General features: G+C 70.4%; 18 protein-coding genes. 7 read left to right on the forward strand and 11 right to left on the reverse strand.

Translation table 11 applies throughout. The features are described from left to right. Positions 1–73 precede the first annotated feature (73 nt). Positions 74–1,399, forward strand: a complete 1,326-nt coding sequence (locus tag AC230_RS20455) for a DUF2252 domain-containing protein (RefSeq protein WP_049717743.1) — start codon at positions 74–76, stop codon at positions 1,397–1,399. A gap of 71 nt (positions 1,400–1,470) precedes the next feature. On the opposite strand, the gene AC230_RS20460 is transcribed toward AC230_RS20455, so the two are convergent. After that, entirely contained in the window at positions 1,471–2,262 is a 792-nt protein-coding gene (locus AC230_RS20460) for a glycine betaine ABC transporter substrate-binding protein (RefSeq protein ID WP_049717744.1), read from the reverse strand. Between the two features lie 202 nt (positions 2,263–2,464). Between AC230_RS20460 and AC230_RS20465 the strand changes: the two genes are divergently transcribed. Then, on the forward strand, positions 2,465–2,863 hold the full coding sequence (locus tag AC230_RS20465) for a winged helix-turn-helix transcriptional regulator (RefSeq protein ID WP_049717745.1): 399 nt from the start codon (positions 2,465–2,467) through the stop codon (positions 2,861–2,863). A gap of 29 nt (positions 2,864–2,892) precedes the next feature. On the opposite strand, the gene AC230_RS20470 is transcribed toward AC230_RS20465, so the two are convergent. Continuing rightward, the gene (locus AC230_RS20470) at positions 2,893–4,125 is read right to left on the reverse strand and encodes an FAD-dependent monooxygenase (RefSeq protein WP_049717746.1); all 1,233 of its coding nucleotides are present in this window, start codon (positions 4,123–4,125) and stop codon (positions 2,893–2,895) included. A 101-nt stretch (positions 4,126–4,226) separates the two neighbouring features. Here AC230_RS20470 and AC230_RS20475 point away from each other — a divergent pair, with 101 nt between their 5' ends. The 3 genes from AC230_RS20475 (at position 4,227) to AC230_RS20490 (ending at position 7,872) form a co-directional block, all read left to right on the forward strand. After that, positions 4,227–4,808 carry a TetR-like C-terminal domain-containing protein gene (locus tag AC230_RS20475; protein WP_157868618.1) on the forward strand — a complete coding sequence of 194 codons (582 nt, stop codon included), beginning with the start codon at positions 4,227–4,229 and terminating at the stop codon, positions 4,806–4,808. Between the two features lie 119 nt (positions 4,809–4,927). Beyond that, entirely contained in the window at positions 4,928–5,845 is a 918-nt protein-coding gene (locus tag AC230_RS20480; protein ID WP_049717748.1) for an alpha/beta hydrolase, read from the forward strand. Positions 5,846–6,393: 548 nt separating this feature from the next. Further along, positions 6,394–7,872 (forward strand): MFS transporter, encoded by a 1,479-nt coding sequence (locus AC230_RS20490; protein ID WP_049717750.1) that lies wholly within the window; start codon positions 6,394–6,396, stop codon positions 7,870–7,872. A 27-nt stretch (positions 7,873–7,899) separates the two neighbouring features. On the opposite strand, the gene dnaK is transcribed toward AC230_RS20490, so the two are convergent. The 6 genes from dnaK to AC230_RS20520 all read right to left on the reverse strand — a co-directional run bounded on the left by dnaK (position 7,900) and on the right by AC230_RS20520 (position 14,124). Beyond that, positions 7,900–9,768, reverse strand: coding sequence for a molecular chaperone DnaK (gene dnaK / locus AC230_RS20495; protein WP_049717751.1), 1,869 nt, complete (start codon positions 9,766–9,768; stop codon positions 7,900–7,902). A gap of 170 nt (positions 9,769–9,938) precedes the next feature. Then, positions 9,939–10,253, reverse strand: a complete 315-nt coding sequence (locus tag AC230_RS20500) for a hypothetical protein (protein ID WP_049717752.1) — start codon at positions 10,251–10,253, stop codon at positions 9,939–9,941. 53 nt (positions 10,254–10,306) lie between these two features. Continuing rightward, on the reverse strand, positions 10,307–11,395 hold the full coding sequence (locus AC230_RS20505; RefSeq protein ID WP_049717753.1) for a terpene synthase family protein: 1,089 nt from the start codon (positions 11,393–11,395) through the stop codon (positions 10,307–10,309). A 1-nt stretch (position 11,396) separates the two neighbouring features. After that, positions 11,397–12,275 carry an SAM-dependent methyltransferase gene (locus AC230_RS20510; protein WP_049717754.1) on the reverse strand — a complete coding sequence of 293 codons (879 nt, stop codon included), beginning with the start codon at positions 12,273–12,275 and terminating at the stop codon, positions 11,397–11,399. A gap of 38 nt (positions 12,276–12,313) precedes the next feature. Next, positions 12,314–12,880: a hypothetical protein gene (locus tag AC230_RS20515; RefSeq protein ID WP_049717755.1), complete on the reverse strand. Its 567-nt coding sequence runs from the start codon at positions 12,878–12,880 to the stop codon at positions 12,314–12,316. Further along, positions 12,877–14,124, reverse strand: a complete 1,248-nt coding sequence (locus tag AC230_RS20520) for an MFS transporter (protein WP_049717756.1) — start codon at positions 14,122–14,124, stop codon at positions 12,877–12,879. Before AC230_RS20520 ends, AC230_RS20515 begins: the two co-directional genes overlap by 4 nt. Before the next feature lie 332 nt (positions 14,125–14,456). Between AC230_RS20520 and AC230_RS20525 the strand changes: the two genes are divergently transcribed. Next, complete coding sequence (locus AC230_RS20525; RefSeq protein ID WP_049717757.1) at positions 14,457–14,900, forward strand: SRPBCC domain-containing protein; 444 nt, start codon at positions 14,457–14,459, stop codon at positions 14,898–14,900. A gap of 228 nt (positions 14,901–15,128) precedes the next feature. On the opposite strand, the gene AC230_RS20530 is transcribed toward AC230_RS20525, so the two are convergent. Further along, complete coding sequence (locus AC230_RS20530; RefSeq protein ID WP_049717758.1) at positions 15,129–15,926, reverse strand: alpha/beta fold hydrolase; 798 nt, start codon at positions 15,924–15,926, stop codon at positions 15,129–15,131. A gap of 284 nt (positions 15,927–16,210) precedes the next feature. Between AC230_RS20530 and AC230_RS31295 the strand changes: the two genes are divergently transcribed. Then, positions 16,211–16,351, forward strand: coding sequence for a hypothetical protein (locus AC230_RS31295; protein ID WP_198535578.1), 141 nt, complete (start codon positions 16,211–16,213; stop codon positions 16,349–16,351). 498 nt (positions 16,352–16,849) lie between these two features. Here the strand turns inward: AC230_RS31295 and AC230_RS20540 are convergent, their stop codons facing one another. Further along, entirely contained in the window at positions 16,850–17,893 is a 1,044-nt protein-coding gene (locus AC230_RS20540) for a hypothetical protein (RefSeq protein ID WP_049717760.1), read from the reverse strand. 31 nt (positions 17,894–17,924) lie between these two features. Then, a complete protein-coding gene (locus AC230_RS30415; RefSeq protein WP_053161300.1) occupies positions 17,925–19,160 on the reverse strand; it encodes a DNA/RNA non-specific endonuclease in 1,236 nt (411 codons plus the stop codon). Positions 19,161–19,670: the final 510 nt, after the last annotated feature.

Consider the following 19,670-nt stretch of genomic DNA (forward strand, 5'->3'; position numbering starts at 1 on the left):
CCACGCTAGCCTCACGCGGTGAAGGGCGGACGCACATCTGTCCGCCCGATGACCCACCCCAGGAGGACCAGCGATGGCGCTCGAGCACGACCAGGCCGCCCGGCGAGGCGAGGAGATCCTCGCCGTCTTCGACACCGCGTTCGGAGAGCTGCTGGCGGCCGACCCGGCCGCCTTCCGCGTCAAGTTCCGGAAGATGGCGGCCTCCGCCTTCGCGTTCTACCGGGGCACGGCCTGCCTCTTCTACAACGACCTGGCCCACGAGCGGGACTCCGGCCCCTACCTGGACGAGCGGACCTCCCGGGTGTGGATCCACGGCGACCTGCACGCCGAGAACTTCGGCACCTACATGGACGCCAACGGCCGCCTGGTCTTCAACGTCAACGACTTCGACGAGGCGTACGTCGGACCGTTCCTCTGGGACCTCAAGCGCTTCGCCGCCTCCGTGGCCCTGCTCGGCCACGCCAAGGCGCTCAGCGACGCCACCATCACCGAGCTGGTACGGATCTACGCCGCCGCCTACCGCGAGCGCATCCACGCCCTGGCCACCGGCGCCAAGGACGACGAGGTCCCGCCCTTCACCCTCGACACCGCCGAGGGCCCGCTCCTCGGCGCCCTGCGCGAGGCCCGCGCCCGCACCCGCTTCGGGCTGCTGTCGACGATGACCGAGATCCGCGGACACGACCGGCGCTTCCTCGACGGCGACGGCTCGGTGGCACTGGACGCCGCCACCCGCCGCCGGGTCCTCGCCGCCTTCGACGCCTACCTGGACACCCTGCCCGGCAGCAGCCTGGCCCGCCCCGACGCCCACCGCGTCAAGGACGTCGTCGGCCGCCGCGGCATCGGCATCGGCAGCGCCGGCCTGCCCTCCTACAACATCCTGCTGGAGGGCAACAGCGACGCCCTGGAGAACGACGTCGTCCTCTACATGAAGCAGGCGCAGCATCCCGCGGTCTCCCGGCACGTCACCGACCGCCGCGTGCGCGCGTACTTCGCGCACGAGGGCCACCGCACGGTGATCTCCCAGCGCGCCCTCCAGGCGCACGCCGACCCGTGGCTGGGCTGGACGGAGCTCGACGGCGCCGGTCAACTGGTCGCCGAGGTCTCGCCGTACGCCGTCGACCTCGACTGGTCCGACATCGACGACCCGGCGCAGATCGCCGCCGTCGTCGCCGACCTGGGCCGCGCCACCGCCACCATGCACGCCGCCGCCGACGACACCAGCGGCCACTCACTCGTACCGTTCTCCACCGAGCACGCCATCGACGCTGTGCTCGCCGCCGACGAGGCCGGCTTCCCGGACCTGCTCACCGACTTCGCCCACACCTACGGCGCCCGCGCCCGACAGGACCACCAGATCTTCGTGGACCTCTTCCGCAACGGCCGGATCCCGGGCCTGTAGCGGGGCCTTGCGGTGCCTTCCCACGGGGCGTGGGGCGGGGGGAGCCCGGGCGCTGCGCCGCAACGGCACGATCAGCCGCCGAGTGGGCCGGATCTCCCGCACCGGTAGCGGTCGGCGGCCTCGACGGGGGTGAGATGCCCGGAGTGGGCGAGCAAGTCGATGGCCTCCACGCCCTCGTTGCCGAGCCACAGGTTCTCCAACTGTGCCAGTGCTGCGGGGTGCAGCCGCCCGGCCGCCTCCCGCCGGACGACGGGACGCGCGGCGTCGACGCCGCCCAGCACGCCCCGCGGATCGCCGAGCGGCCGCAGCCCGTGGCGGAGGTTGAGGTACTGCGGCCGCCACAGCGGCACGACGAACCACTCGCCCGCGGCGATCCCCCGCTCGACCCGTTCGGTGAAGGTGGATTCCGTCCCGGGCACGAAGGCGTAGCCCTGCCGCCCGAGCCCGTACTCCTCGACGGCGCGGACGGAGAACCGGCTGATGCCCGCCCCGGGATTGATGCCGTCGATGATGCGGGTGAAGCGCCGGGCCACGTCCGGCCGTGCCAGGTCGCCGATCTCGCGCACCGGGCCGGCGGGGACGTACGGCGGAACCGCCCACAGGCAGTACGGCGCGTAGTGCGTGGGCAGGACCTGCACTGCGTCGCCGCAGGCGGCGAGATACGTGCCGTGGCTCGCCGGCAGCCACGCCGAGACGAGCACGTCGGCCCGGCCCTCGGCCAGCAGCCCGAACGCCGCCTCGTGCGGCGCCTCGACGGTCCGCACCTCGTGCCCGTGTGCCTCCAGGATCCGGCGGACCACGGCGGCCGTGGCACGGTGGAAGGACAGGTCGATGACGGCCAGCGTGACGGGCTCTTCGCTCATCGGGCGCCGCCCGGGGTGAGCACCGCTGTCAGCAGGATCGCGTGCAGTCTCATGTGATGGCGTCCCCTCCGAAGTGCAGGACCGGTGCGGTCCGTTGATGACGTCGGGGACGGTATCGATGGGGCGGTGGTTACCCGCAAGGGACATTAGTATCCGACGGATACCATTGAGATGGATAATGGATAGGGGTGGGAGATATGCGATGGCGATGAACTGCCCGTCCGGCAGGCACGACCGGCACGACGTCTACGCGTCCCTGTGCCCGTGCCGCGAGGTGCTCGACCTGCTCGCCAACAAGTGGTCGGCCCTGGCCATCGGAGCCCTGGAGGACGGCCCGCAACGCTTCGGCGCCCTGCGCCGCCGCCTGGACGGCATCAGCCCGAAGGTCCTCACCTCCACCCTGCGCGGCCTGGAGGCCATGGGCTTCGTCACCCGCACGGTCTTCCCCGCCGTCCCGCCGCACGTCGAGTACGCCCTGACCGACCTGGGCCGCGGTGCGGCCGTCCCGCTGTCCGGACTTCGCCGCTGGGTGGAACAACATCTGGACGAGATCACGGAAGTTGCCGACGCCCCCTCAGCGGCCGTCAGGCGCACCTGCTGAACCGTCCCGGCCCTGCCCGGCCGCGCCGCTCAGACGCCGGCGCCCGTTTGCGACGCTGCGGCGGGGGCCGGGGTGCGGCCGTGCTCGGAGGCGGCGAGGGCGCGGTTGACGAGCGGGCGGGCGGCCTTGGACTGGAGTGCGCGCATGGCCAGCGCGTTGACCCGGATGCCCAGCGCGGACTTCGGGGCCATGGACACGACCCGGCCGGGCGGGAGTTGCTGGGCCGAGGCGGTCCTGGGCCGCATCGTCCGCTCGAAGGCGGTCAGCGCGGCGGGCACCCCCGCGGTGTCGCCGGGCGCACCGGCGGCCCGGAGCGCGGCCGCCAACTCGGCGGCGCCGCGCAGGGCGAGAGCGGTGCCCAGTCCGCTGAGCGGGCTGGCGCACCAGGCGCTGTCGCCGAGCAGGACGGTCCGGCCGGTGTGCCACCGCGGCATGTGCACCTGGTCGTAGGTGTCCAGGGCGAAGTCGTCGGCCTGCCGGGCGGCGGCCAGGAACTCGGCGGTGCGCCATCCGACGCCCGCGAACGTCCGCTCCAGCAGCGCGAATCGGGCCTCCCGGTCGTGCCGCGGGGGCAGGCCGTCGGCGGCGAAGGTCAGGCCGATCTCCTGCTCGCCCGGGTGTCCGGGGCGGGCTTCGACGCCTCGGCGGCCGGGTGCGTTGTGGATGAGGAACCAGCCGTCCAGCGGCGGCGTCCCGGGCTGTTCGGTGAGGGTGAACCAGGCGTGCGCCAGGCCGAGGGGCTTGCGGTAGTCCTCCTCCGGCCCGAACCGCAGCGCGCGGACCCGCGAGTGCGCGCCGTCCGCACCGACCACGAGGTCGTACGTCTCCTCCGTGCCGCTGCGGAAGCGGGCGAGCACACCCGTCCCGGTGTCCTCCAGCGCGTCCACGGTCTCGCCGAACCGGTGCGTCACGCCCGGCCCGGCCGCTTCGTGGATGACCCGGGCGAGGTCGGTGCGCAGCAGCTCTTCGCGGGAGACGTAGCCACGCCCGCCGAACGCCTCGACCGGCATCTCGGCGAGGTGCCGCCCCTGCGCGTCGATCCAGGCCGCACCGCGCTGCGGCACCAGGCAGGCAAGGGCCTGCCGGAGCAGTCCGGCGCTCTCCAGCACCTCCCGGCTGTCGCCGCGAAGGTCGACGGTCTGGCCGCCGGTGCGCAGGGCCGGCGCGATCTCCGCGACGGTGACCGTCCAGCCGTCCCGCTCCAGGAGCAGGGCGAGGGTGTCACCCGCGATTCCGCCGCCGACGACCAGTACATGAGCCACGAGAGCCTCCGCTTCCCCTGCAACCCCTGACGCGAATAATTCGCGTTTAACGTAGACCCGCCGACCGCACTAATGCAAGAGTTTCGCGATAGGATGGGATGGTGACGCACGCACCAGGAACAGCCCGGCCCGGAGGCCGTACCGCCCGCACCCGCGAGGCCGTCCGCGCCGCCACCCGCGAGCTGCTGGCCGAATCCACCGACGGCACCGTCGACATCGCCGAGGTGGCGGCCCGCTCCGGCGTCCACCTCGCCACCGTCTACCGGCGCTGGCGCACCGCCGACGGCCTGATCATCGACGCGGTCGTGGACGACCTGGACAGCCGCTCCCCCCTCCCCGCCACCGGCGACCTGCGAGCCGACCTCCACACCTGGATCACCAACCTGCTCACCGACCTGACCCACCCCGGCCATCTGGCCTTCTTCCGCGCCCTCCTCCGGGCCGGCGGCGACGGACAGGACACCCTGGCCTTCGCCGAACCCCGCATCCGCCAGATCCAGGCCACCCTGGACGCCGCCGACGCCACCGTCCTGACCTGGATGGACATCTTCGAGCTGGTCCTCGCCCCGGCCTACGTCCGCGCCCTGCTCTCCATGCCGATGGACCCGGCGACCGAGGCCGTACGGCTGGTCGACAACGTGCTGGCCGTCCGGTCGGCGCGCGAACACCGGGCAGCGGAGTAACCGGGCCGGCGTCACCGGCGTCCAGGCCTCCCCTCCGACCACGGCCCCACACTCGCCGCCTGCGCCACCTCAAGGCCGCGATAGCGTGCGAGTCAAAACCCGAACGACGAGGAGGGCGCGTGCGGTTCGCGCTGGACGCACTGCTGGCCGACGTACCCGCGGAGTACGTCGCTGAAGCCCGTGACTTCTACAAGTCGAGGGCGGCAGGCCGTGGCCCCGGCTCGCTGGAGGAGCTGAAGGAGACCAGAGCGAAGAGGCCTGCGCCTCCCGTCGCCTATCCGCCTGCCCTCGAAGAGACGATCGACGCCGCAGGAGTGTGCGTCCCTGTCAGGATCTTCACGCTTGTCGACGGTCCGCCGCTGGGCGTCTACCTGGACATACACGGCGGCGGGTTCTACATGGACTCCGCGGCGCAAGGGGACAGACGCAACCGCGAACTCGCAAACGCCGCGCGTCTCGCCGTCGTCAGCGTCGACTACCGGCTGGCCCCTGAGCACCCATGGCCGGCGGCACCCGACGATTGTGAAGCGGCGGCCCTCTGGCTCGTCGAAGAAGCCGAAGCCCGCTTCGGAACGTCCCGACTCGCGATCGGCGGGAGCTCCGCCGGAGCCACTCTCGCCCTGACTACCCTGCTCCGGCTGAGAGACAGAGGTGCAGTCGGCCAATTCACCGGCGCCGCACTCCAATTCGGCGCCTACGACTTGAGCGGACGCACCCCGGCCGGTCGCCGCATCTCGGACGAATACTTCATCCAGGCGTATGCCGGTCACGTGGAAGACCGCACCGTTCCCGACATCTCTCCCGTCTACGGCGTTCTTCGCGGACTTCCTCCCACGCTGCTGGTCGTCGGCAGCGCAGACGTGCTGCTGGAGGACAACCTGGCGCTGGCGGGTCGGTTGTCAGCGGCCGGCAATGACGTCGAACTCAGGGTCTACCCCGAATCACCTCATGGCTTCACCGGCCACCCCACGGCCGTGGCCAGGACGGCCCTCAGCGGCGTCGAATCCTGGCTGCGCGACCGGATCACGCAGCCGTAGTGTCCTTGCAGTCGCCTCCCGCCGGCCACCAGCAGAGCGCTCTGTGGTTCAGCCGCCGCAGCCGCAAGGACCAGGGCCGCACGCTCCTCTTCCACGGCCATCTCAAGCCCGTGCTGCTCCGTGACCGCGAACCTCCGTACGTGAAGTGGGAAGGCACCATCTGGGACAGCAACGGAGTGAGGGGCGGGCCGTGCGGGCCCGGGTGAGGCGGGTGCCGCGAGGTGTGTGAGTTATCGCGTTGCATGCACGCCGGAGGGGCCTTTACCCTGTTTCACGTTCCGCCTGTGCCCACTCCGGGGCCCCGGCGCTGTGTTTCGAGGTGGCGACTTATCTCCCAGGCCAAGTAGCCGTCCGCAGTTCCCCCACGTTCTGATCGTCTGAACGTGTCCGGGGGCGGACGTCGCACCGGCCTGAGTTGCGTTACCCACCCCCGCGTTTCCCTGTCATGTTCCGGGTGCAGCTCTGCCGTCTGCCCCGGGTTTCGTGTTGTCCGGCCCCGGTGCGGCCGACGGCAGGGCTCCCCGACTCCTTGGATCAGGAGCCCCGCAGTGCCTTCCCCCGCGCTCGAGAACGAGCCGCAGCACACCACCGAACCCCCGAACCACCCCACGCCCGGACTGTCGAAGATGGGCCTGACGGCCTGGATCGCCCTCCTGGTGCTGCTGGGCGCCGAGCTGATGGACATGATCGACCAGTCGGTCGTCCTGACCGCCCTGCCCGCGATCCAGGAGTCGACCGGCGCCGGACCGGACGCGGTGCAGTGGCTGACCACCGGCTACTCCCTGCCCGTCGCCGTCGGGCTGATCACCGGCGGGCGCCTCGGCGACCTCTACGGCCGGCGCAGGGTCCTCCTCATCGGCACCGTCGTGTTCACCACGGCCTCGCTGCTGTGCGGCCTCGCGGCCGGGCCGGGCGTGCTGATCGGCGCCCGCGCCCTCCAGGGTGTGGGCGTGGCCATCATGATCCCGCAGATCCTGGCCACCCTCCACGTCACCTTCGACGGGCACAACCGCGGCAAAGTGTTCGGTCTGTACGGGGCCGTCATGTCGCTCGCCAATGTCCTGGGCCCGGTGATGGGCGGCCTGCTCACCGAGGCCGACGTGTTCGGGCTGTCCTGGCGGCCGATCTTCCTGGTCAACGTGCCCGTCGGCCTTGCCGTGCTCCTCCTGGGACGCCGGTTCATCCCCGAGTCGACCGTCAAGAACGCCGCCCGGCCCGACCTGGCCGGCATGCTGCTGTCCGCTCTGGCCCTCGTCCTGATCGTCTTCCCGCTCAGTGAGGGGCACCTCCATCACTGGCCGCTGTGGTGCTTCGCCATGCTCGCCACCGGTCTCCTTGCCCTGGGTGTCTTCCTGCGCCATCAGCGGCGCAAGCAGAACAAGGCGCCCCTCGTGCCCCTGTCCCTCTTCCGGGGCAGGCAGTTCTCCGGCGGCACGGCCGCGCAGCTGTTGCACGGCCTGCTGTGCGGGCTGTTCTTCATGACCTGGACCCTCTACCTCCAGCGCGGGCTGGGCATGAGCCCCTTCCACGCGGCCCTGGCCTTCGTGCTGCTGTCCGTCGGTGAGCTGGCCGGCGCGACGCTCGCGGCGAGGAGCGGCGGGCGCTTCGCCCGTCGCCTTCCCCAGGCCGGAGCCCTCATCGCGGCCGCTGCGATGGCCGCCTACGGACTCCAGGCCGCCGAAGATCAGGCGCAGTTGACCCTGCCGGCGATGACCGCTCCGGTGGTACTGATCGGCTTCGGCCTCGGCATGGTCAGCGGCCCGCTCGCCGACCTGTCCCTCGCCAAGGTCCCGCACGAGAACGCGGGAGCCGCCTCCGGCTTGTTCAACACCGCCATCCACCTGGGCATCGCCCTCGGTACCGCGCTGACCGCCCTGGTGTTCTTCGCCACCACCGGCGGCTCGCCCGACGCCGGACTCCACCGCGACGCGTTCGTCACCGTGCTGTGGTGGGTCGGCAGCCTCCTCACCCTGATGTGGGCCCTGATGTTCTTCCTGCCCAAGCACACGGAGAACCGGGCCGACTGAGCCGGTTCCCCAAGGCGGCGGCACCTGTCAGTGCCGCCGCCTCTCCCCTTCGTCCTCGTCGACGATCTCCGCGTCGACGACGTCGTCCTCGGCCTTGGCCTGCCGGCCGCCGGCCGCGCCCGCGGCGCCGGCGGCACCCTGGGCGGCCTGGGCGTCGGCGTACATGGCCTGGCCGAGCTTCTGGCTGACCGCGGCGACCTTCTCGGACGCGGTGCGGATCTCGGCGGTGTCCTCGCCCTTCAGCTTCTCCTTGAGCTCGGAGACCGCGGTCTCGACCTCGGTCCTGACCTCGGCGGAGACCTTGTCCTCGTTGTCCTTGAGGAACTTCTCCGTCTGGTAGACGAGCTGCTCGCCCTGGTTGCGGACCTCGGCGCCCTCCTTCCGGCGGCGGTCCTCCTCGGCGTGCTGCTCGGCCTCGCGCATCATGCGGTCGATCTCGTCCTTCGGCAGCGAGGAGCCGCCGGTGACGGTCATCTTCTGCTCCTTGCCCGTGCCGAGGTCCTTCGCGGCCACGTGCATGATGCCGTTGGCGTCGATGTCGAAGGTGACCTCGATCTGCGGGACGCCGCGCGGGGCCGGCGGGAGGCCGGTCAGCTCGAACATGCCCAGCTTCTTGTTGTACGCCGCGATCTCGCGCTCGCCCTGGTAGACCTGGATCTGCACGGACGGCTGGTTGTCCTCCGCCGTCGTGAAGATCTCGGAGCGCTTCGTCGGGATCGTGGTGTTGCGCTCGATCAGCTTGGTCATGATGCCGCCCTTGGTCTCGATGCCGAGGGACAGCGGGGTGACGTCCAGCAGCAGGACGTCCTTGACCTCGCCCTTGAGGACACCGGCCTGGAGCGAGGCGCCGATGGCGACGACCTCGTCCGGGTTCACACCCTTGTGGGGGTCCTTGCCGGTCAGCTCCTTCACCAGGCCGGTCACCGCCGGCATCCGCGTCGAACCGCCGACGAGGATCACGTGATCAAGGTCGGAGACCTTGATGTTCGCGTCCTTCACCGCCTGGTCGAACGGCTCCCGGCAGCGGTCCAGCAGGTCCGCCGTCAACTGCTCGAACTGGGCGCGGGTGAGCTTCTCGTCCAGGTGCAGCGGGCCCTCGGCGGAGGCCGTGATGTAGGGCAGGTTGATCGTGGTCTCGGTGGACGAGGACAGCTCGACCTTGGCCCGCTCGGCCGCCTCCCGCAGCCGCTGCACGGCCATCTTGTCCTTGGACAGGTCGACGCCGTAGCCGTTCTTGAACTGCTTGGCCAGGTGGTCGACGATCCGCTGGTCCCAGTCGTCACCGCCCAGAAGCGTGTCGCCATGGGTCGCCTTGACCTCGACCACGCCCTCGCCGATCTCCAGCAGCGAGACGTCGAACGTGCCGCCGCCCAGGTCGAAGACGAGCACGGTCTGTTCCTTCTCCTTGTCCAGTCCGTACGCCAGGGCGGCAGAAGTCGGCTCGTTGATGATCCGCAGCACCTTCAGTCCGGCGATCTCACCGGCCTCCTTGGTCGCGGTGCGCTGGGCGTCGTTGAAGTACGCCGGCACGGTGATCACCGCGTCCGTGACGTCCTCGCCCAGGTACGCCTCGGCGTCCCGCTTCAGCTTCTGCAGCACCCGCGCCGAGATCTCCTGCGCCGTGTACCGCTTGCCGTCGATGTCGCCCTTCTCCGGGAAGCGCCATTGCGCATCGCCCATGTGCCGTTTGACCGAGCGGGCGGTGCGTTCGATGTTGGTGACGGCCTGGCGCTTGGCGACCTCACCGACGAGCACCTCGCCCCCCTTCGCGAAGGCCACGACCGAAGGAGTGGTCCTCGCACCCTCGGCGTTGGTGACGACGGTGGGCTCACCGCCCTCCAGGACACTGACAACCGAGTTCGTCGTCCCCAGATCGATTCCAACCGCGCGTGCCATCCTCGGACCTCCTCTCCCGAGACCGCGAGAGGCGCGGCACCGTCGCCACTGCCCTCCTATCTGTCGTAAAACCTGAGCCGGACAGAATCAAGGCGGCCTCGTACCCGGGTGGAGGCCGACGCTTTGGAACCCGCCGCCGTCCCCCTCGTGACCAGCCGTCTTGCGGCAGGTCACTCCGAGTTGCGTGAGAGTTCAAGTGCGAGTGATTGCAGAATCTCCTCCACGGAGGCCGTCGGACCCGTCTGCTCGTAGACCTCCGCGAGCGCCCCGAAGGCCAGCACAAACCCGGTGATCAGCGCGCTCAACGGCTCGGAGAGCTGCCTCAGCACGGCAAGCCCGACCTCTCTGGCGTCCCCGTCGGCAGGCACCACGAAGTGCGGGGGGACCACCTCACCGAGCAGATCCGAGACATACTCCGCACCCACACCGCCACGGAGAGCCGTCAACGCGGCAATAGCCTTGAGCTTGATCTCGTTCTCGGTCATGGAGCGAGAGTAGAAGCCCGGCGCGGCCCTGGGCCGACGGAGACCACGGACTTTCAGTCGCGTCCGTCGACCAGCGTCTTCGCGGGAGACGCAAGGCGGAGCGAGTCGCGCTGATCGGCGTTCAGGAACAGTCCGTCGAAGAGCCGGTGGACACTGTCCGACCGCTCCGACGGCTCCGTCCCCTCCGCCTCGCGAGACGGATCGGCGTACCGGGCGGCCAGCGGCCAGTAGTCGAAGCAACCGCGCACGACGTCCTCGTACGCGGCGGCACAGGCCAGGACGCTCGCTCCCGCCCCGGCCGACCGCAGCTCCTCGCGCAGGGCGACGATGCGGCCGGCGCACCGGTCCAGGACGGCGCCGACCTTGTTCATCGCGTCCTGAGGCCGCGTCCCGTCGTGGTACCGCATCAGCGTCATCGCGTTCTCGTCCCCGGACCGGTCGTCCTTGGCCACCGACCACAGGTCGTTGGAGAGGGCGCAGTACTCGGCGCAGGCGATCCGCAGCCGGCGGAGGGACGGGAGGGCGCGGCTCTCCGGGGCGAGGTCGAGGCCCGCGGCGGGCTCGCCGAGGGCCAGGTAGACGTACGCGGCGACCGCCGCCGGCCGACGTGCGAGGTACTCCTCCATGGTGGGCCGGTGCCCGGCGGCCCGGTCGGCGCTGTCCTGGTGGTACGTCAGCATCCACCTCCCGACCGTGGCGCGCATGTACCGGCACCAGGCATCGGAGCGCCCGGTCCGGGTGCGCTGCCACAGCTCGGCGAGGGCTCGCTCCACCGGGCTCCCGGCGCCGTCTCCGTCGAGGGCGGCGAGGAGGGCGCCGACGACGTCCCCGACCCGTTCCGGCCGGCGGCCGACGGGCCCTTCCTCGAACTCGTCGTCCACGATGAACACCCACGCCGTCCACAGGGCGTTCAGGACGATGACGTCCTTGGGGGCCCGGGGGAAGGCGAGGGCGGCGGGCAGCGTGATCCTGGCACGTTCCAGCCGCTTCCGCGAACCGGGGGACCGGCACAGGCCATGACGGTCCAGCCAGTCGGCCACCTCCCGTGCGGCGTGTTCCCGGAAGGGGTTCGGGGCGTGCACCGGGATCGGCATCCTCAGTCCGGGCACGGTGACCCAGCCGTGGCCGCAGGCGAGCCGCATCTCAGACACCGGTCCTCTCGAACCGGAGGATCGCCTCGCGCATGCTCCCGGAGCGCCACTCCTCATGCAGCGCCCGGTGCATGTGGAGGGAGATGCGGAGGCGGCGCCGCTCCTCGCAGTCGAGACGCTCGCTGCCGGGGCCGTCGAGCACCGCCCTCGTCCAGGCGGCGCTCTCCGTCCAGAAGGGCGCCGTCTCCTCGGTGACGTCGACGAGGTCGGCCAGGCGGAACCCGGCAGCGCGCGCGGCCTCGGTGAACTCCTCCACGCTGCCGGGACGGGCGTAGAAGTAGTCCGACCAGACCGGGGCTCCTCTCGGTTCCCTGGTGAACACGTCTTCCACGCACACGCTGCCACCGGGCCTGACCAGCCCGGCGAGCCGCTGGAACCAGCGGGACCGGTCGAAGTAGTCCGCCGACTCGATCGCCACCGCCGTGTCGTACAGCCTCCCGGCGGGGACGCGTTCCGCCTCGCACAGCAGGACCTCGATCCTGTCCCGCACGCCGGCTCGTTCGGCCAGCTGCTCGATGATCGGTGGATGCCCAGGGGCGATGGTGACGCAGGTGACGTCCGCCCCGTAGCGTTGCGCCCACCAGATGGCCGGCCCGCCGAGCCCGCATCCGACGTCCAGGACGGCGCCGCTGAACCGGGTGGGGGCGTCCCACACCTCGGCCGTCTTCCGGAGGAGCAGCTCCTGGTGCCGGTTCATACTGGCCCGGATCGTGTCGGGCGGTGTCCCGTCCGGGTGGTCCGGGCACGTCCGGGAGGCGTAGAAGCCCATGTGGTAGTGAACGCGCGGGCCGGCTCCGTACTTGCCCAGCAGTTTGGGCGTCATGGCGTCGTAGTACCGCGCGACGGTGCCGGGGTTCGGGCGGGTGCGCATCAGGAAGCCTTTCCCGTGGCCTTTCCCAGGGCGGACGCTCATCCGGGCGTGGTGATGATGAGCGTGCCCGCGATCTTCATGGACTTCAGGCCGCCCGGGGCCATGCAGTCCGTCAGGCCGATCGTGGAGCGGGTCGGGTCGATCGTCGCGGTCCAGGTTCCGCCCTTGTAGCGGCCCTGGGTGATGCCGCCGCTCAACGGGGTGCTGACGCTCAGCAGGTCCCCGACGGGCCGCATGGTCCAGCTGTAGTCCATGGCGGTCTCGCCGCTCGTGGCGTTCCAGACGACGTGATCGGTCGAACCGGCCTCGTTGCCGTATATGCCCGCCGCGCAGGTCACGTTGGAGCCCGCGCCCTCGGTCACGAAGGTCGCCGCGCTGATCGCGGGATCGCCGGTGCACCGGCTCAGCGTGCCGTCCGGGTTCCCGACTCTCACCGAGACCTTCGGCTGGGGTGTGATGGTCAGGCCGGGCTCGAAGGTCATCGTCCAGGAGTGGTCACAGGTGATGATCTGTGCTGCTCGCGCCGACGAGACGTTGTGGAGGAAGAGGCCGCCGAGCAGGGCGGCGGCCGTCACGACGGAGGTGAGACGCCAGGGTATTCTCATGCCGGTTCTCCTCGTGCCGGTGCTTCTCGTGGAGAGCGGTGTGCGATCAGCAGCACCGCGCCGCTGAGGGTCAGGGCCCCCGCGGTACAGAGCGGTACCGCCAGGGGGGCGCGCCCCCAGCCGGTCACCTGCTCGGCGAGGAAGAGGGCGAGAACGCCGCCGAGGAGGCCGGCGAGCTGATGGCCGATCGCGGCGCCGCTGAGCCGTACCCGGCTGGGGAACAGCTCGGCGATCAGGGCCGTTTGCGGGGCGAGCGCCGCCGCGAAGGCGAGCAGGGCGGGCAGACAGACGACGGCCAGGGCCGGCAGCGATCCGGTCCGGAACAGGGCCGGGAACGTGGCGGCCCACAGTGCGGTCACGGCGGTGCCGGCCAGACAGACACGCCGTCGTCCCCAGCGGTCGGACAAGGCGCCGAAGACGGGGATCAGCGTGATCAGGGCGAGGGGTGCGAGCACCGTGAAGCACAGGAGGGGGACGACGGACAGGCCCGTGACGTTGAGGGCGTTCAGCACGTACCCGAAGGAGAAGGTGAACAGCGCGACGTCCATCCCCAGCGCCAGGGCGGCGGCCGTCATCAGCTCGCTCCGGTGCCTCGTGACCAGCGTGAGGACCGGCAGTCTGGGACGTGAACCCGTCATGGACAGTTGCCGGAACGGCCGTGTCTCTGCGATGCGTACCCGTGCCCACAGCCCCACCGCCACCAGGACGGCCGAGACCAGGAACGGCAACCGCCAGCCCCAGGCGAGGAATTCGGCGGGTGTCATGCAGGCCGTGACGGCCGCTGTCACGCCGAAGGCCAGCAGGTTCCCGGCCGGTGCCCCGATCTGGGCCCAGCTGGTGACCCACCCGCGACGTCCCGGCGGGGCGGACTCCAGCGAGATGACGACCGCGCTTCCCCAGGCGCCTCCCAGGCCGAGCCCCTGCGCCATGCGCAGCGCCACCAGCAGCAGCGGCGCGGCGATCCCGATCTGCCGGTACGACGGCAACAGGCCGATCAGGCCCGTCGCGGCCCCGGTGAGCAACAGCGTCGTCGTCACGGCCACGCGCCTGCCGAACCGGTCGCCCACATGACCGAAGAGCAGACCGCCGAGCGGGCGCGCCACCAGCCCCGCACCGTACAGACCGATGCCCGTCAGCACCCCGGACAGGGGGGCGAGATAGGGGAAGAACTGGTGTTTGAACACCACGACCGATGCGCCGACGTACAGGAAGAAGTCGTACCAGACCAGGGTGGTGCCGATCATCCCGACTGCGATCGTGCGGCGGGCGGCGACGGTGTCGCCGCATTCCGATTTATGTCGACTTATTGACATAGCGTGATAGTGACCCAGCCGGCGTGACGCTGCCAGGCGGATGCGCCGTTCCGGCTACACCGGGTGGGTGGGGGAACCCGCACCAAAGGCGCCGGGAGCCGCGCGGCGGGTCGGCCGCGCGGCGGCACCGACCCGTGGGCCGGCCGCCCTCGCCCCGTACGCCTTACGCACGGTGCTGGTGGTGCACACAGCGGTCTTCGTGACCCTGGGAATCGTCGCCTCCTATGGCGATGGGGCGGGAACCGGGGGACCATCGGGGTGAGATGCGTGAGACAGCCGCCTGGATCGACATCGGGGCGCCTCCCGCACGGGTCTGGGAGGTGCTCACCGACTTCGGGCACTACGGAGACTGGAATCCGTTCGTCCGCGAGGCGTCCGGTTCCGTGACCGTGGGCGCCCGGCTGCGGCTGCGGACGCACCCGGCGGGCCGCCGGCCGAGGACCGTCCGCCCGCGCGTGTGCGCCGTCGTCCCCGGGCGCGAGCTGGGCTGGCGCGGCCGGCTGCTCGTACCGGGCCTGCTCGACCGCGAACACCGCTTCGTCCTCACGGACTTGGACGGCGGCGGTACCCGCCTCGTCCAGCACGAGCGGTTCACCGGCGTCCTCGTCCCTCTCCTCCGCCGCAGGATCCTCGCCGGGACGGGCGACCTCGACACGTTCAACCAGGCGCTGCGCAAACGGGCGGAGGCCGTTTGCGCAGCGGCCTAGGGCCTGTCTCCTCGATCATGAGCAGAGCCAGACAAGCAGCCCGGCTGTGGTGACCGTGCCGGACAGGCGTAGCTGTGCTTGTCATAGCGGGCGGCCACATGTTGGTGGCCGCGTGGAATTCCCCAGTGGCGGCCCGTTGAGGGGGAGTGAAGCCGGCCGCCAGCGGTGACGGTGGGTAGTCAGTAGATGGTTGATCTGTCCAGGTTGCGCGGGTGCGGACTCAACGACTCAGCCCGTCACCGTGGCGGTGTCGGTCAGAAAGAAGCCTCGCGCAAGATGTACCAGTTCGTCCGGCTTCTCCAGTTGTACGGCGTGGCCGCTGTCGATCTCCGCGTACTGGCTGGCGGGGATCGCAGTGTGCACAGCCTTGGCGTGCCGGGAAGGCACCAAGTAGTCCTGGGTCAGGCCGACGACGAGAGTGGGCGCGGTGATTCTGCCGACCAGGTGGCGTATGTCGATGCGCAGGCCCAGCTCGATCCGCCGGTCCGTCGCGTCCGGGAACTTCCGGTTGGCGAGCTGGCTGACCCGCTCGCCTCCGAGACCGGCGAGGAACGACGGGCTGAAGGCGAGCGAGAGGCCGAACGGTGTCGCCAGGGCAGGGTCGGAGCGCAGCAACCGCTCCCACGTCTTGAAGACCAGTTGGTGGCGGGCGTCGTCGCTGCTCGCCCACCCCGCCACCAGAACCAGCCGGCGGACGAGTTCGGGGTGGGTGGCCGCCGTGGCGGCAGCGACCACGGCCCCCAGGGAGGTGCCCAACAGGTCCACCGGCCCATCGGCAGAGTCCTTGATGACCGCCACGGCCTGGGCAACGAGCAGATCGAGCGAGAGCGGCCCGTTCGGGATGGTCGAATTCCCGGCTCCGGCGAAGTCGGGGGTCACGACCGCACGGCAGTCGGCAAATCGGCCGACCAGGTGCCCGAAACCTGACGCCCCATCACTCATGCTGCCGTGCAGCAGGGTGAGGCCGGTGCCCTGGCCCTCCCTCCGGTAGGAGACAGTCGTTCCCGCAACTGATACCGAACGCATGCACAACCTCCTGCGATGATCTCGAAGATCGCATCCTGGCATCCCCCACTGACACTCCCGCCCCTCCCGTAACGCTTGGTCGTGCGCCGGCGGCCCTGCCCGGGCCCACGCGCGCTGTCACACACAGTGCTGCTGGCCGCCCATGAGGGGCACTGCTGGCCATGGGCGGGCGTGCCAGCTGGCCGTACCTGGGGAATGTCGGGTGGCCGCTGTCGGCCACACCCGGAACTGTCACCGGGATGTATGGGCACCCCGCCTCAACGGCCCTTCACATGATCGAGGGCATGAACAGCTTCACGATGGTCGAGTTTCCCACCGCCTCGGCTCGGGAATCCGCAGAGTTCTTCGGGGCCGTCTTCGGCTGGGCGGGGACGCTGTACGGTCCGGAGTATCGCGCGGCGGGTTCACCACCAAGGTGCACCTGAGCGCCGACGGCCGGTGTCGCCCGCTGTCCCTGGTGGGCACACCTGGACAGCGGGCCGACTGCATCCAGTTCGAGCCGGCTCCCCCGTCATGGAGTAGATCCGCCTCCCGCGCAACGGTGCCGGGCGGCCCCGCACCCGCCCCAACAGCGTCAGCGCCGGTAAGGCGTACATCAACCGCCGCACGCGGGCCTACCTGGGCAAACGAGGTATCCGGCACGTCCTTCCCGAGAAGGCCGACCAGGCGGCCAACCGCATCAAGCGCGGCTCGCACGGCGGCCGGCCTCCCGGCTTCGGCAAGGAACGGTACAAGAAACGCAACGTCGTCGAGCGGGCGATCACCAAGCTCAAGGGCTTCCAAGACGTGGCAACCCGCTATGACAAGCGAGGCTACGTGTTCCTGGGCACCGTGACCTTCGCGACCGTCATCATCCGGCTCCGCTCATGATCGGAGAGACATGGTCTAGGGCCTGCCCGAGGCGGATGGTGTCCGAGAAATCCTCACTGAATCAGTTCCATGAACGGATGCTCCGGGGACACCGGGCAGATGTGAAATTGCATGCCATAGCCCCTGGCGAGGACGACACCGGTGAAGTTCGCCGGGGGATTTCCCGGCGGCAGGGGGTCGCCGGCCTGGTCCTCGATGGGGGCCCAGCTCTCGGTGCCACCGTCCCATTCGGTCGAGGCGATCGTCAGCAGCGGCTCCATCTCGGTGCCGCACGCGGGGCAGCGCCGGGGCATGGGGTCGGTGAGGCCCCAGTTGCTCCAGCCGCCGACCTTCCAACCGGGGGAGACCGAGAGGTGGTTCAGGTAGAACTCGTCCGGGGCGGGCTCGTAGGAGCTGTCCACCGCTGATCCGGCCGCCTGCCACCTGTTCCAGTCGCTCAGTTGCTCCTGCAGCTCCTTGCTCAGCTCCAGGAAGTTCGGGTACTCGGTGATCTGCTCCGGTGCGAACAGGCAGGGATCGGGCAGGTAGTCGGAGAACTGGAGCGCGGAGGGCTCGGGAGGGGCGCCGAGGATGTCGGTGACCTCGGCGACGGACCGCCAGAACAGTACGGGCCTGGGGTTCGCCGGGTGGTCGAAGGGACACCAGAGGACCTGGAGGAGATCGGCCTCGGACGGCCCGAGCGTGCGGAGTTGAGGAATGTCACGCACGTACAGCTGGGCCACGGGCAGCATGGCGACCGGGCCCTCGGGCCACGGACGGCCGGCCTGGAGCCGGGTGTCGGTCGCCAGTTCCTCGGGCGTGGCCCAGGGGCCCTGAGGTTCGCGGCGCCGCCGCTCTTCTATCGCCGCCCGGTGGCGACGCAGCAGCCGCACGTCCTCTGGCGAGGGGCCTGCGTTCGCACCGTATTCTTCGTGCGGCTCGTCGCAGTGCGGCCACGGCTCGTCGGCGGGCCACAGCAGCGGCCCGCCGACGGAACTGTCGTGCACGGACGGTGATCCGGGGCGGGGGTGCAACCGGGTCGCCGTGCGTGCCAGCGGGGCCAGTTGAGGGAAGAGTGCGGTGACGTCGAGCGGCCGCGGCGGCGTGGTGCGACTCATACTGGCTCCCGTAGGCACTAACCGGTGGATGTCAGTTTCCGAGGTTGAGCAGCCCGGTGTTCCCCTTGGTGTTGGTCACACCGGCGATGGGCAGCAGACTCTGCGTTCCGTCCGCCCGCTGAATCGCGGCACTCATGGTGACGCCCGTGGGAATCGTACTGGCATCGTTCTTGTAGAGGGGTGTCACCTGGTAGTAGACCGCATCGTCCGGTCCCATGGTGGTCGCGTCGACCGCGTCCTTCACCTGCGTCTCGTAGGTCCGCATGCTGGGTGTTCCGGTGTTCATCCCCACCTGCCAGCAGGGGACGAGGTTGTCCTGTCCCCCGTCCAGTGTCTGTCCTTTCCCGCCGAGGATGTTGGCGATCAGATGGCACCGGGCGAGCCCGTACGGTGCCGGGGTGCCGGGCGTGGCGTACGGGCGGGCGAATTCCTGTGCGTCCTGCCAGCCGGTGATCTCCCCGGAAGCCGGGCTGCCCTTGCCGAGTGTCTTCCGCAGGCAGGCTTGCGCGCCGGCTGCCCGGGTACCGGCCGGGCTGGTCGGGTCGGTCTGGTTGCGGTGCGGGACCGGTTGGGTGCTGTTGAGGATCCACCCGTCGCCGGAATTGGCCTGCATCATCTTCAGGCATGCGGCCTTCGGTTTGGTGAGGCGCTCCGTTCTGCGCGCCGGCTCCGCCACGCAGATGTCGCCGTTCAGGAACTGGAAGTGGGATACAGCGGGATCGACCTCGGCTGTGTAGAGTCCCTCGTCCTGGTTCTTATCGCTCGTGTAGCCGCCCTGCCAGCTGCCGCGGAAGGCAAGCTGGCCTTGACTGGTGTACTCGTGGGTGTAGTTGTTCGGCCCCTTGATGGTGACGCGCCACTTGTAGCCGATGGCCGACCCGCCCAACACATCGAACCCGGTCTCCATGGCGAACGGGTGGTGGTTGGACTTCTCCTTGAGCCTGACCCAGGGGATGCCGCAGGGTCTGGGCTCGGCGGCCTTGAGCCGGGCCCTGGCCTGCTGGGCGGCGCGGCGCATCACAAGGTCCTTGTGGGCCGCCGGGATGGGAATGGTCCTCCCGTCGGCCAGCCGCACGGTGACGTTGCCCGCGCGGTCCGGTGGTGTGGGGACCAGCTCCGTCACCCGCACCGTGGTCATCTTGGACGTGATGGTGTGTTCCGTCGGGCCTTCCGTGACGACGCTCCCGCGGTCGGCGGGATACGTGGGCGCGGAGGCGGCCGTTGCCGCGCCACCGCTGAACCCGACAGCGGCGGCCGTCGCGGTCACCGTCGCCCCTGACAGTGCACGGCGCAGCCTGTTCGGCTTTCGGTCCCGACCTCCGCGGTGGCGACGTAAACCCGGTATGGACATGTTCATCTCCTTCTCCGTGTCTTCCGGTTGGTACGGTCTCGGTGCGCGTAGCGGACGTGCTCGGGGTCTGCGGACGCTGCCGGGGGCCGGCCGTGGGGCACGGCCGGCCATCAGCTACCGGGCGCTCGACCTCGGCGGCAGGCGAGGTTGTCGTACGGTGCCGCTGCGTCATGGCCTTCTCGGACACCGGCCGGCTCTGGTGCTCGCATCCGCAGTCGGCCCGGCAGGCGCATCTGATCCCGGTTCACAAGGGATTCCTCTGGCGCCGAGCAGATGCGGCCCTGGACAGCCCGGCCTCTCCTCGGGCAGGCGCGCCACCTTTGCCGAGTCCCCTCATCTCGCCGGTGACGGCCTGCTTGCGTCGTTCTTAGAGCTGTTTGGGCAAGCGCACAAATATCGAGGCCGCCCCGGCCGCCGAAGGCACTC

The sequence above is a fragment of the Streptomyces caatingaensis genome (assembly GCF_001187435.1).
GTDB lineage: Bacteria > Actinomycetota > Actinomycetes > Streptomycetales > Streptomycetaceae > Streptomyces > Streptomyces caatingaensis.